General features: G+C 63.7%; 10 protein-coding genes. All 10 read left to right on the top strand.

Features of this window, described 5'->3' with window-relative positions:
- Positions 1-24 precede the first annotated feature (24 nt).
- The 10 genes from NP552_RS05335 (at position 25) to NP552_RS05290 (ending at position 12,596) form a co-directional block, all read left to right on the top strand.
- A complete protein-coding gene (locus NP552_RS05335) occupies positions 25-528 on the top strand; it encodes an OmpH family outer membrane protein (protein ID WP_043863260.1) in 504 nt (167 codons plus the stop codon).
- 2 nt (positions 529-530) lie between these two features.
- Entirely contained in the window at positions 531-1,586 is a 1,056-nt protein-coding gene (lpxD, locus tag NP552_RS05330; protein ID WP_058541488.1) for a UDP-3-O-(3-hydroxymyristoyl)glucosamine N-acyltransferase, read from the top strand.
- A gap of 112 nt (positions 1,587-1,698) precedes the next feature.
- Positions 1,699-2,139 (top strand): 3-hydroxyacyl-ACP dehydratase FabZ, encoded by a 441-nt coding sequence (fabZ, locus tag NP552_RS05325; protein ID WP_038613986.1) that lies wholly within the window; start codon positions 1,699-1,701, stop codon positions 2,137-2,139.
- Entirely contained in the window at positions 2,136-2,912 is a 777-nt protein-coding gene (lpxA, locus tag NP552_RS05320; protein WP_043863262.1) for an acyl-ACP--UDP-N-acetylglucosamine O-acyltransferase, read from the top strand. The genes fabZ and lpxA overlap by 4 nt, the downstream gene beginning before the upstream one ends.
- 1 nt (position 2,913) lies before the next feature.
- The gene (lpxB, locus tag NP552_RS05315; protein WP_210014265.1) at positions 2,914-4,041 is read left to right on the top strand and encodes a lipid-A-disaccharide synthase; all 1,128 of its coding nucleotides are present in this window, start codon (positions 2,914-2,916) and stop codon (positions 4,039-4,041) included.
- Positions 4,042-4,671 carry a ribonuclease HII gene (rnhB, locus tag NP552_RS05310; protein WP_210014264.1) on the top strand — a complete coding sequence of 210 codons (630 nt, stop codon included), beginning with the start codon at positions 4,042-4,044 and terminating at the stop codon, positions 4,669-4,671.
- Between the two features lie 102 nt (positions 4,672-4,773).
- The gene (dnaE, locus tag NP552_RS05305) at positions 4,774-8,295 is read left to right on the top strand and encodes a DNA polymerase III subunit alpha (protein WP_058541490.1); all 3,522 of its coding nucleotides are present in this window, start codon (positions 4,774-4,776) and stop codon (positions 8,293-8,295) included.
- Positions 8,296-8,401: 106 nt separating this feature from the next.
- Positions 8,402-9,349: an acetyl-CoA carboxylase carboxyltransferase subunit alpha gene (locus NP552_RS05300; protein ID WP_043863266.1), complete on the top strand. Its 948-nt coding sequence runs from the start codon at positions 8,402-8,404 to the stop codon at positions 9,347-9,349.
- A 63-nt stretch (positions 9,350-9,412) separates the two neighbouring features.
- Positions 9,413-10,696, top strand: a complete 1,284-nt coding sequence (gene tilS / locus NP552_RS05295) for a tRNA lysidine(34) synthetase TilS (RefSeq protein ID WP_274096531.1) — start codon at positions 9,413-9,415, stop codon at positions 10,694-10,696.
- A 271-nt stretch (positions 10,697-10,967) separates the two neighbouring features.
- Complete coding sequence (locus tag NP552_RS05290) at positions 10,968-12,596, top strand: CTP synthase (RefSeq protein ID WP_043863268.1); 1,629 nt, start codon at positions 10,968-10,970, stop codon at positions 12,594-12,596.

Here is a 12,596-nt window from a genome sequence, read left to right as displayed (position 1 = left end):
CAACGGATTCTGTAGGAGTGCATCGTGCGTAAGTTGACTCAACTGGCTGTACTGGCTGCGACCCTGATCGCGACCCCGGCATTTGCCGAGATGAAAATTGCCGTCCTGAACTATCAGATGGCGCTGCTGGAATCGGACGCGGCCAAGAAGTACGCGGTCGATGCGGAGAAGAAATTCGGCCCGCAACTGACCAAGCTGAAAAACCTGGAAAGCAGCGCCAAGGGCATCCAGGACCGTCTGGTCAAGGGTGGCGACAAGATGGCCCAGGGCGAGCGCGAGCGTCTGGAGCTTGAATTCAAGCAAAAGGCCCGTGACTTCCAGTTCCAGTCCAAGGAGCTGAACGAAGCCAAGGCCGTTGCCGACCGCGAGATGCTCAAGCAGCTCAAGCCCAAGCTCGACGGCGCAGTGGAGGAAGTGATCAAGAAGGGTGCTTTCGACCTGGTACTCGAGCGTGGCGCGGTCATTGATGTCAAGCCTCAGTACGACATCACCCGCCAGGTCATCGAGCGCATGAACCAGTCCCGTTGAACATGACTGCGACCATGAAACTCGGCCAGCTGGCCGAGTTCCTCGGGGCCACCCTCAGTGGCCCGGCGGAGCTCGACATCACTGGCCTTGCGACCCTGCACGAGGCTGGCCCGGGACAATTGAGCTTCCTGGCCAACCCGCAGTACCGCAAATTCCTGCCTGAGAGCAAGGCCGCTGCGGTCCTGCTCAAGGCTGCCGATGCCGAGGGCTTTGCCGGTCACGCGCTGATCGTTGCAGACCCCTACCTGGCTTACGCACGTGTTTCCCACCTGTTCGATCCAAAGCCCAGGGCTGTGGCGGGAGTTCATCCCAGCGCCGTGGTGGCTGCAGACGCACAGGTCGATGCCAGCGCCAGCATCGGTGCCTGTGCAGTGATCGAAAGCGGGGCGCAGATCGGCCCTGGCGTGACCATCGGTGCCCACTGCTTCATCGGCGCGCGCAGCGTGATCGGCGAAGGCGGCTGGCTGGCCCCGCGTGTCACGCTGTACCACGATGTGCATATCGGCAAGCGTGTGGTGATCCAGTCCGGCGCCGTGCTGGGGGGTGAAGGTTTCGGTTTCGCCAATGAAAAGGGCGTATGGCAGAAGATTGCCCAGATCGGCGGCGTGAGCATCGGCGACGATGTCGAGATCGGCGTGAACACCGCCATCGACCGCGGTGCACTGGCCGATACCCGTATCGGCAATGGCGTGAAACTCGACAACCAGATCCAGATCGCCCATAACGTACAGGTCGGCGACCACACGGCAATGGCCGCGTGTGTCGGTATTTCCGGCAGCACCAAGATCGGCAAGCATTGCACCATCGCCGGCGGTGTCGGCATGGTCGGGCATATTGATGTGTGTGATGGGGTGTTCGTCTCCGGGATGACCATGGTCACCCGTTCCATCACCGAGCCAGGTGCCTATTCGTCCGGTACGGCCATGCAGCCGCTGGGTGAGTGGCGCAAGAGTGCCGCGCGCATTCGCCAGCTGGATGAGATGGCCAAACGTCTTCAACAAGTGGAAAAGCGACTCGAGGCCGTGACCTCGGGCGACAAAGCTTCATCAGAAGGCTGATACCATTTCCTGATCAAGAGCGCCCAGCCGCTAGACTGCGCTCCTTGATTTGCTAAAGGAGCGCCGCTTGAACGTGCGCGCTCCCTATCTTTACTACAGGCTTCCCCCCGAAATGATGGACATCAACGAGATTCGCGAATATTTGCCTCACCGTTACCCGTTCCTGCTGGTGGACCGGGTGGTGGACTTGGACGTAGAGGCCCAGCGCATTCGTGCCTACAAGAATGTCAGCATCAACGAGCCTTTCTTCAACGGTCACTTCCCGGCGCACCCGATCATGCCCGGCGTGCTGATCATCGAAGCGATGGCCCAGGCAGCCGGCATCCTCGGTTTCAAGATGCTGGACGTCAAACCCGCGGACGGTACCCTGTACTACTTCGTCGGTTCCGACAAGTTGCGCTTTCGCCAGCCGGTGCTGCCGGGTGATCAACTGATCCTCGAAGCCAAGTTCATCAGCTGCAAGCGCCAGATCTGGAAGTTCGAGTGCCAGGCGTCGGTGGACGGCAAGCCGGTATGCTCGGCCGAGATCATCTGCGCGGAACGCAAACTATGAGTTTGATTGACCCTCGGGCAATCATCGATCCATCGGCAAAGATTGCCGACGGCGTCGAGGTCGGCCCATGGTCGATCGTCGGTGCCGGGGTCGAGATCGGGGAAGGGACCGTGATTGGTCCGCATGTGATTCTCAAAGGGCCGACCCGCATCGGCAAGCACAACCGCATCTACCAGTTCGCCTCTGTCGGCGAAGACACCCCTGACCTCAAGTACAAGGGTGAACCGACGCGCCTGGTGATCGGCGACCACAATGTGATCCGCGAAGGCGTGACCATTCACCGTGGCACCGTGCAGGACCGTAGCGAAACCACCCTGGGTGATCACAACCTGGTCATGGCCTATGCCCATATCGGGCACGACAGCGTGATCGGCAACCACTGCATCCTGGTCAACAACACCGCGCTGGCCGGGCATGTGCATGTGGGCGACTGGGCGATACTGTCCGGGTTTACCCTGGTGCACCAGTTCTGCCATATCGGCGCCCACAGCTTTTCCGGCATGGGTACCGCCATCGGCAAGGATGTGCCGGCCTTCGTCACCGTGTTTGGCAACCCGGCCGAGGCGCGCAGCATGAACTTCGAAGGCATGCGCCGTCGCGGTTTCAGCGATGAGGCTATCCATGCCCTGCGCCGCGCCTACAAGGTGGTGTATCGCCAGAACCTGACGGTCGACCAGGCCATCGCCGAACTGGCCGAGCCCGCCCAGCAGTTCCCCGAGGTCGACCTGTTCGTCAAGTCGATCCAGAACTCCGCCCGCGGCATCACCCGCTGACATGGCGCAACTCTGTGTAGCGCTGGTGGCAGGCGAAGCCAGCGGCGATATTCTTGGCGCCGGCCTGATGCGTGCACTCAAGGCCCGCCATCCGCAGGTACGCTTTATCGGCGTCGGCGGCCCATTGATGGAAGCCGAGGGGCTGAGTTCCTACTTTCCCATGGAGCGCCTGGCCGTCATGGGCCTGGTCGAAGTGCTGGGTCGCCTGCGCGAGCTGCTCAAGCGCCGCAAGCTGCTGATCCAGACGCTGATCGAGCAGAAACCGGACGTGTTCATCGGTATCGATGCGCCCGACTTCACCCTCAACATCGAACTGAAACTGCGCCAGGCCGGCATCAAGACCGTGCACTACGTCAGCCCTTCGGTATGGGCCTGGCGGCAGAAGCGTGTGCTGAAGATCCGCGAAGGCTGCGACCTGATGCTCACGCTGTTTCCGTTCGAGGCGCGGTTCTATGAAGAGCAGGGCGTGCCGGTGCGTTTCGTCGGCCACCCGCTGGCCGATACCATCCCGCTGCAGGCCGACCGCACTGCAGCGCGTGAAGCGCTGGGCCTGCCCGACGGCCCCTTGGTGGCGCTGATGCCAGGCAGCCGTGGCGGCGAAGTAGGGCGCCTGGGTGCACTGTTTCTGGATACCGCACAGCGGCTTCGCGAGCTGGTGCCGGGGGTGCGCTTCGTCTCGCCCTGCGCCAATCCGGTGCGCCGTGCCCAGCTCGAACAGATGCTCGAAGGCCGCGACCTGCCACTGACCCTGCTCGACGGCCAGTCGCACCAGGCCCTGGCGGCCTGCGATGCGGTATTGATCGCCTCGGGCACCGCTACCCTGGAGGCGCTGTTGTTCAAGCGACCCATGGTGGTGGCGTACCGCGTGGCCCCGGTGACCTACTGGATTCTCAAGCGCCTGGTCAAAAGCCCTTATGTATCGCTGCCCAACCTGCTGGCCCAGCGCCTGCTGGTGCCCGAACTGCTGCAGGAGGCCGCCACCAGCGAGGCCCTGGCGCAGACCCTGGCACCACTGGTGAGCGTTGGCGAGCAGCAGACCGAGAGCTTCGATCAGATTCACCGTACCCTGCGCCGCGATGCCTCCAACCAGGCAGCCGACGCGGTACTGGCCTTGCTGGAACATCGATAAATGCAAATCGGACTGGATTTCAACCTGGTCGAAGACCTGGTCGCCGGGGTTGACGAAGTCGGCCGCGGCCCGCTGTGTGGCGCGGTGGTGACCGCTGCCGTGATCCTCGACCCGAGCCGGCCGATCCTGGGCCTGAACGATTCGAAAAAACTCACCGAGGCGCGCCGCGAAAAGCTCTTCGACGAGATCTGCGAGAAGGCCCTGAGCTTTCACATCGCCCGCGCCGAGGTCGACGAGATCGACCAGCTGAACATTCTGCATGCCACCATGCTGGCCATGCAGCGCGCGGTCGAAGGCCTGCACATCACGCCCAAGCTGGCACTGATCGACGGCAACCGTTGCCCCAAGCTCAACGTGCCATCGGCGCCGGTGGTCAAGGGTGACAGCCAGGTGCCGGCCATCGCTGCGGCCTCTATCCTGGCCAAGGTGACCCGTGACCGGGAAATGGCTGCCTTCGAGCTGATCTACCCTGGCTACGGCATCGGCGGGCACAAGGGCTACCCGACCCCGCTGCACCTTGAAGCCCTGGCCCGGCTTGGCCCCACGCCGATTCACCGGCGCTCGTTCGCCCCGGTAAGGGCTGCATTCGAGGCCCGTGGCCTGCAGGCCAACTGCCTGTTGCCGGTGTAGAGGCAACCCCCGTTCAGCCTGACCACTCCCGCGCAGGCTGTAGTTTTGATCGAGGCCCGGTACAATCCGGGCCTTGTTGTTTTGTGCTGCTATAGGATCATCATGTCGGCTTCTTTCGTTCATCTTCGCCTGCACACCGAATTCTCGCTGGTCGATGGCCTGGTGCGGATCAAGCCGCTGGTCAAGGCCCTGGCCGGGATGAACATGCCGGCGGTGGCCGTCACCGACCAGAGCAACATGTGCTCGCTGGTCAAGTTCTACAAGACCGCCATGGGCAGCGGGATCAAGCCGATCTGTGGGGCCGACCTGTGGCTGTCCAACGCCGACCCCGACCTGCCGCTGTCGCGCATCTGCCTGTTGGCGATGAACGCCAAGGGCTACCGCAACCTCACCGAGCTGATCTCCCGTGGCTGGATGGACGGCCAGCGCAATGGCGTGGTGGTCATCGAGCGCGAGTGGATCGCCCCGGCCAGCGAGGGCCTGATCGCCTTGTCGGCGGCCAGGGAAGGCGATATCGGCATGGCACTGCTGGGCAACAACCCGCAGGAAGCCGAGGCCCTGCTGCGCGACTGGATGGCGATGTTCCCCGATCGCTTCTATGTCGAGGTGCAGCGCACCAACCGCAGCGGCGACGAAGAGTATTTGCACGCCGCCGTGGCCCTTGCCGACCGCCTGGGCGCGCCGCTGGTGGCCACCAACGACGTGCGCTTCATCAAGCAGACCGACTACGACGCCCACGAAACCCGGGTGTGCATCGGCGAAGGCCGTGCCCTGGACGATCCGCGGCGTTCGCGCAACTACAGCGACCAGCAGTACCTGAAAAGCCCGGAAGAAATGGCCGAGCTGTTCAGCGACCTGCCCGACGCCCTGGCCAACACGGTCGAGATCGCCAAGCGCTGCAACATCGAGGTGCAGCTGGGCAAGCACTTCCTGCCCGACTTCCCCACGCCCAACGGCATGGGCATCGACGAATACCTGCGCCATGTGTCCCATGAAGGCCTGGAAGAGCGCCTGGCGGTGCTCTGGCCCAAGGACACCACGCCCAACTATGAAGAGAAGCGCCAGGTCTACCTCGACCGGCTGAAGTTCGAGCTGGACATCATCATCCAGATGGGCTTTCCCGGTTACTTCCTGATCGTTATGGACTTCATCAAGTGGGCCAAGAACAACGGCGTGCCGGTAGGTCCGGGCCGGGGGTCGGGTGCCGGCTCGCTGGTGGCCTACGTGCTGAAGATCACCGACCTCGACCCGCTGGCCTACGACCTGCTGTTCGAACGTTTCCTCAACCCTGAACGGGTCTCGATGCCCGACTTCGACGTCGACTTCTGCATGGACGGTCGCGACCGCGTGATCGAGTATGTGGCCGATGCCTACGGGCGCAATGCGGTGAGCCAGATCATCACCTTCGGCACCATGGCGGCCAAGGCGGTGGTGCGTGACGTGGCGCGGGTGCAGGGCAAGTCCTACGGCCTGGCCGACCGCCTGTCGAAGATGATTCCGTTCGAAGTCGGCATGACCCTGGAGAAGGCCTACGAGCAGGAGGAAATGCTGCGCGACTTCCTCAAGACCGACGAGGATGCCAAGGAAATCTGGGACATGGCCCTCAAGCTCGAGGGCGTTACCCGGGGCACCGGCAAGCACGCCGGTGGCGTGGTCATCGCGCCGACCAAACTCACCGACTTCTCGCCGATTGCCTGTGACGAAGAGGGCGGCGGCCTGGTAACCCAGTTCGACAAGGATGACGTGGAGGCGGCCGGCCTGGTGAAGTTCGACTTCCTTGGCCTGCGTACCCTGACCATCATCAAGTGGGCAATGGAGACGATCAACCGCGAGCAGGCCAAGGCCGGCCTGCCGGACCTGAACATCGACTTCATCCCGCTGGACGACAAGAAAACCTACGACCTGCTGCAGAAGGCCGAGACCACTGCGGTATTCCAGCTCGAGTCGCGCGGCATGAAGGAGCTGATCAAGAAGCTCAAGCCCGACTGCCTGGAAGACCTTATCGCACTGGTGGCACTGTTCCGCCCGGGCCCACTGCAATCGGGCATGGTGGACGACTTCATCAACCGCAAGCACGGCCGCGCCGAGCTGGCCTACCCGCACTCCGACTACCAGTACGAAGGCCTCAAGCCGGTACTGGCGCCGACCTACGGCATCATCCTGTACCAGGAACAGGTGATGCAGATCGCCCAGGTGATGGCCGGCTACACCCTTGGCGGTGCGGACATGCTGCGCCGGGCGATGGGCAAGAAGAAGCCCGAGGAAATGGCCAAGCAGCGTGGCGGTTTCATCGAAGGCTGCGCCACCAACAACATCGACCCGGACCTGGCGGGCAACATCTTCGACCTGGTGGAAAAATTCGCCGGTTACGGTTTCAACAAGTCCCACTCCGCCGCCTACGGCCTGGTGTCGTACCAGACCGCCTGGCTCAAGACCCATCACCCGGCCGCGTTCATGGCTGCGGTACTGTCGGCGGATATGCACAACACCGACAAGGTGGTGACCCTGATCGAGGAAGTGCGCAGCATGAAGCTGCGCCTCGATGCACCGGATGTGAACACCTCCGACTTCAAGTTCACGGTCAACGACGACGGCCGCATCGTGTATGGCCTGGGCGCGATCAAGGGCGTGGGCGAGGGCCCTGTCGACGCGATCGTCGAGGCGCGCAGCAGCGGGCCGTTCAAGGACCTGTTCGACTTCTGCGAGCGGGTCGACCTCAAGCGCATCAACAAGCGCACCCTCGATGCATTGATCCGCAGCGGTGCGCTGGACCGCCTGGGGCCGTTCTTCCACGACGAAATCAAGGCCTACCAGGCCAACATCGACCGTAATCGCGCGGTGCTGCTGGGGGCGATGGAAGAGGCGATCAAGTCGGCCGAACAGACCGCACGCACCCACGACAGCGGGCACTCGGACCTGTTCGGCGGGTTGTTCGTGGAGGCCGACGCCGACGTCTATGCCAACCACCGCAACGCCCGCGAGCTGACCCTCAAGGAACGCCTGCGCGGCGAGAAGGACACCCTGGGCCTGTACCTGACCGGCCACCCGATCGACGAGTACGAAGGCGAGATCCGCCGTTTCGCCCGTCAGCGCATCATCGACCTCAAGCCGGCCCGCGATACCCAGACCGTGGCCGGCATGATCATTGCGCTGCGCGTGATGAAGAACAAGAAGGGCGACAAGATGGGCTTCGTGACCCTCGACGACCGCTCCGGGCGCATCGAGGCGTCGCTGTTTGCCGATGCGTTCATGGCCGCGCAGCCGTTGCTGCAGACCGACGCGATGGTGGTGGTCGAAGGGGAGGTCAGCAATGACGACTTCTCCGGTGGCCTGCGCCTGCGGGTCAAGCGTGTGATGAGCATGGAAGATGCACGTACCAACCTGGCCGAAAGCCTGCGCCTGAAGATCCATGCCGACGCCCTCAAGGGCGACCGCCTGGCGTGGCTGGGCGAGCTGTTCAAGCGCCATCGCGGCGCGTGCCCGATCAGCATGGAATACACCGGCAACGATGCGCGCGCCCTGCTGCAGTTTGGCGAAGGTTGGCGCATCGACCCCGCGGACGGACTGATTCAGGCCCTGCGTGACCAGTTCGGGCGTGAGAACGTCTTCCTGCAATATCGATGAATTGATGAATTTTTAATCTCGACCTGAATGCGCCTGATCCCTTAAGGTAGGGCGCCAAACGGATCAACCGGCCGGCCGCCTGGCCGTCGACCCAAGACGGATGCCTATGAACCCGAATTTTCTGGATTTCGAACAGCCGATTGCTGACCTGCAAGCCAAGATCGAAGAGCTGCGCCTGGTCGGCAATGACAACTCGCTGAACATCGGCGATGAAATCGCCCGTCTGCAAGACAAGAGCAGCACGCTGACCGAGAGCATTTTCGGCAACCTGACCAGCTGGCAGATCGCGCGCCTGGCGCGTCACCCGCGTCGTCCGTACACCCTGGACTACATCGACCACATCTTCACCGAGTTCGACGAGCTGCATGGCGACCGCCACTTCTCCGACGACGCCGCGATCGTTGGTGGCATCGCCCGCCTGGACGACCAGCCGGTGATGGTGATCGGTCATCAGAAAGGCCGTGAAGTGCGCGAGAAGGTACGCCGCAACTTCGGCATGCCACGCCCTGAAGGCTACCGCAAGGCGTGCCGCCTGATGGAAATGGCCGAACGCTTCAAGATGCCGATCCTGACCTTCATCGACACCCCGGGCGCCTACCCCGGCATCGACGCCGAAGAGCGCAACCAGAGCGAAGCGATTGCCTGGAACCTGCGCGTGATGGCTCGCCTGAAAACGCCGATCATCGCCACCGTGATCGGCGAAGGCGGTTCGGGCGGTGCACTGGCCATCGGCGTTTGCGACCAGCTGAACATGCTGCAGTACTCCACCTACGCGGTGATTTCGCCGGAAGGCTGCGCCTCGATCCTGTGGAAGACTGCCGAGAAGGCTGCTGACGCAGCCGAAGCGATGGGCATCACGGCCGAGCGCCTCAAGGGCCTGGGTATCGTCGACAAGGTGATCGGCGAACCACTGGGCGGCGCACACCGTGACCCGGCGGCGGCCTCGGCCAACATCCGCGCTTCGCTGATCGAGCAGTTGGACATGCTCAAGGCGTTCGACAACGACGCGCTGCTCAAGCGCCGTTATGATCGCCTGATGAGCTACGGGCTCTGATCTGAACTCATCGGTGGCCCTTTCGCTTCTGTAGGAGCCGGCTTTGCCGGCGAAGGGCCACCGATGATCGACCTGCGCAACACCCTGTCCCCCTGGCACCAAGCTACCGGCTGGTGCGTCGCCCTCTCTGGCGGCCTCGACTCCACCGTCCTGCTGCACCTGCTGGCCCAACAGCCGACTGCGCCCCTTCGTGCCCTCCATGTCCACCACGGTCTGCAAGCCGCTGCCGATGCGTGGCCGGCCCACTGCCAGCGCCTGTGCGACAGCCTGGGCGTACCGCTGGACATCATCCATGTGCACGTCGCCCCTGGCGCCAGCCTGGAGCAGGGCGCCCGGGACGCGCGCTATGCAGCCTTCGCCCAGGCCCTACGCCCGGGCGAACTGCTGCTGACCGGCCAGCACCGCGACGACCAGGCCGAGACGCTGCTGTTTCGGCTGTTGCGCGGGGCCGGCCTGCGTGGCCTGTCGGGGATGCCGGCGCAGCGGGCGCTGGGGCAGGGCAGCCTGCTGCGACCCTTGCTGGATACCCCGCGTGATGAACTGCTGGCCTACGCCACCGCGCATGGCCTGCACTGGATAGAAGACCCCAGCAACGATGACACCCAGTTCTCGCGCAACTACCTGCGCCACCAGGTGCTGCCGGCGCTGACCCGACGCTGGCCCCAGGCGGCGCGCAGCCTGGCGCGCAGCGCCGCGCACCTGGCCGAGGCGCAGGGCCTGCTCGATGAAGTGGCGCAGCAGGACCTCGCACAAGCCTCGACCCCTGATTCCTTCGCCTGGTTGGGCTGCCCGTCGCTGGATCTGGAGGTGCTGCGCCAACTGTCCCCGGCACGCCAGCGCAACGCCCTGCAGTACTGGCTGGCGGCGCGCACGCGCCTGCCGGACACCCGCCACTGGTCGGGTTGGGAAGACGTGCGCGATGCCGGCGGCGAAGGGCGTCCTGTATGGCGCCTGGCTGATGGCGAGCTGCACCGCAGTGGCCTGCGCATCTACTGGCTGGATGCGCACTGGCTCACGCCGCCGGCGCAGCCGGTGTCTTGGCTCGACCCGCGCCAGCCGCTTGCACTGCCCGGCAATGGCCAGTTGACACTCAGCGGCAGGTTGCCGCAGGGCCCGCTGCAGGTGCGCTATCGGCAGGGCGGCGAGAGGATGGCGGTCGAGGGCCGGGGCCATCGCGACCTCAAGCGGTTGCTCAACGAGCGCCAGCTACCCTTGTTCGCCCGCCAGCGCGTGCCGCTGCTGTACCGCGACGGGCAGTTGCTGGCGGTGGCCAACCTGCCGGGGCTGGGGCTTGCCGACGGGCAACTGCACTGGTGCGTACCGACAAGCGCGCAAGGTTTGAGATGAAAGGGACATTCCGGTAGACTACGCTCCCTTCTTGATACAACTTCTGTGACTTCATCTGAATCACGGCAGTTGCCGATTACCAAGCAGTTTTTTGCTGGGCGATTCTAAAAATGTTTAGCGAGCTCCTTACCGGGTTTTCAACCCCCGGTCTGACCAGGCGCGGCAGTTTTTTAAGATGCACTGTGATTGACGCAGGTGATCGGGGGCTTCGGCCTTCCTTCGCTTTCCCCGGCGGCACTGACCGCTTTAACGCAGACTTCTAGGGTTTTTCATGACGCGCTACATATTCGTCACGGGCGGTGTTGTTTCTTCATTGGGGAAAGGCATTGCCTCGGCTTCATTGGCGGCCATCCTGGAGGCGCGGGGGCTCAAGGTCACCATGCTCAAGCTGGACCCGTACATCAACGTCGACCCGGGCACCATGAGCCCGTTCCAGCACGGTGAAGTGTTCGTCACCCACGACGGCGCCGAGACCGACCTGGACCTGGGCCACTACGAGCGGTTCATCCGCACGACCATGACCCAGAACAACAACTTCACCACCGGCCGCGTGTACGAGCACGTGCTGCGCAAGGAGCGCCGTGGTGACTACCTGGGTGCCACCATCCAGGTGATCCCGCACATCACCGACGAAATCAAGCGCCGCATCATCAAGGGCGCCGGCGATGCCGACGTGGCCATGGTCGAGATCGGCGGTACCGTGGGTGACATCGAGTCGCAACCGTTCCTCGAGGCCATCCGCCAGCTGCGCTTCGAAGTGGGCGCCAAGCGCGCGATGCTGATGCACCTGACCCTGGTGCCGTACATCGCCACCGCCGGCGAGACCAAGACCAAGCCTACCCAGCACTCGGTCAAGGAGCTGCGCTCCATCGGCCTGCAGCCGGACGTGCTGGTGTGCCGTTCCGATCACCCGATCGACAGCTCGTCGCGCCGCAAGATCGCGCAGTTCACCAACGTTGAAGAACGTGCGGTGATCGCGCTGGAAGACGCCGACACCATCTACAAGATCCCGGGCATCCTGCACTCCCAGGGCCTGGACGACTTCGTCGTCGAGCGTTTCGGCCTGCAGTGCGGCAGCGCCGACCTGTCCGAGTGGGACGCGGTGGTCGATGCCAAGCTCAACCCCGAGCACGAAGTCACCATCGCCATGGTCGGCAAGTACATGGAACTGCTCGATGCCTACAAGTCGCTGATCGAAGCGATGAGCCATGCCGGCATCAGCAACCGCACCAAGGTCAACCTGCGCTACATCGACTCCGAAGACATCGAGAACCAGGGCACCGGCCTGCTCGAAGGCGTGGACGCCATCCTGGTACCGGGCGGTTTCGGCCTGCGCGGCGTGGAAGGCAAGATCACTGCCGTTCAATACGCTCGCGAGAACAAGGTGCCTTACCTGGGTATCTGCCTGGGCATGCAGGTGGCGGTCATCGAATTCGCCCGCAACGTGATGGGCTGGAAGGATGCCAACTCCACCGAGTTCGATCGCGCCAGCGGTCACCCGGTGGTGGGCCTGATCACCGAGTGGGAAGATGCCACCGGCGCGGTCGAGACCCGTACCGAAGCCTCGGACCTTGGCGGCACCATGCGTCTGGGCGCCCAGGAGTGCCAGCTGCAAAGCGGCTCCAAGGTGCACGACTGCTACGCCAAGGACGTGATCGTCGAGCGTCACCGTCACCGCTACGAGGTCAACAACAACCTGCTGCCGCAACTGATCGAGGCGGGCCTGGTGGTCTCGGGTCGTTCCGGCGACGGCGCACTGGTCGAAGTGGTCGAGTCCAAGGACCATCCGTGGTTCGTGGCCTGCCAGTTCCACCCGGAGTTCACCTCTACCCCGCGTGACGGCCACCCGCTGTTCAGCGGCTTCGTCAAAGCTGCATTGGCTCAAAAGAACAAGGCCTGA

Source organism: Pseudomonas sp. 8209 (assembly GCF_028682105.1).
In the GTDB taxonomy this organism is placed as follows: Bacteria; Pseudomonadota; Gammaproteobacteria; order Pseudomonadales; family Pseudomonadaceae; genus Aquipseudomonas; species Aquipseudomonas palmensis.
Note: the sequence above shows the minus strand (reverse complement) of the source record. Positions and strands in the feature narration are given on the sequence as shown.

Coding starts and splice junctions, on each gene's coding strand:
- NP552_RS05300 (WP_043863266.1), top strand. CDS start 8,402: ATGAACCCGAATTTTCTGGATTTCGAACAGCCGATTGCTGACCTGCAA.
- NP552_RS05290 (WP_043863268.1), top strand. CDS start 10,968: ATGACGCGCTACATATTCGTCACGGGCGGTGTTGTTTCTTCATTGGGG.
- rnhB (WP_210014264.1), top strand. CDS start 4,042: ATGCAAATCGGACTGGATTTCAACCTGGTCGAAGACCTGGTCGCCGGG.
- fabZ (WP_038613986.1), top strand. CDS start 1,699: ATGATGGACATCAACGAGATTCGCGAATATTTGCCTCACCGTTACCCG.
- lpxD (WP_058541488.1), top strand. CDS start 531: ATGACTGCGACCATGAAACTCGGCCAGCTGGCCGAGTTCCTCGGGGCC.
- tilS (WP_274096531.1), top strand. CDS start 9,413: ATGATCGACCTGCGCAACACCCTGTCCCCCTGGCACCAAGCTACCGGC.
- lpxB (WP_210014265.1), top strand. CDS start 2,914: ATGGCGCAACTCTGTGTAGCGCTGGTGGCAGGCGAAGCCAGCGGCGAT.
- dnaE (WP_058541490.1), top strand. CDS start 4,774: ATGTCGGCTTCTTTCGTTCATCTTCGCCTGCACACCGAATTCTCGCTG.
- lpxA (WP_043863262.1), top strand. CDS start 2,136: ATGAGTTTGATTGACCCTCGGGCAATCATCGATCCATCGGCAAAGATT.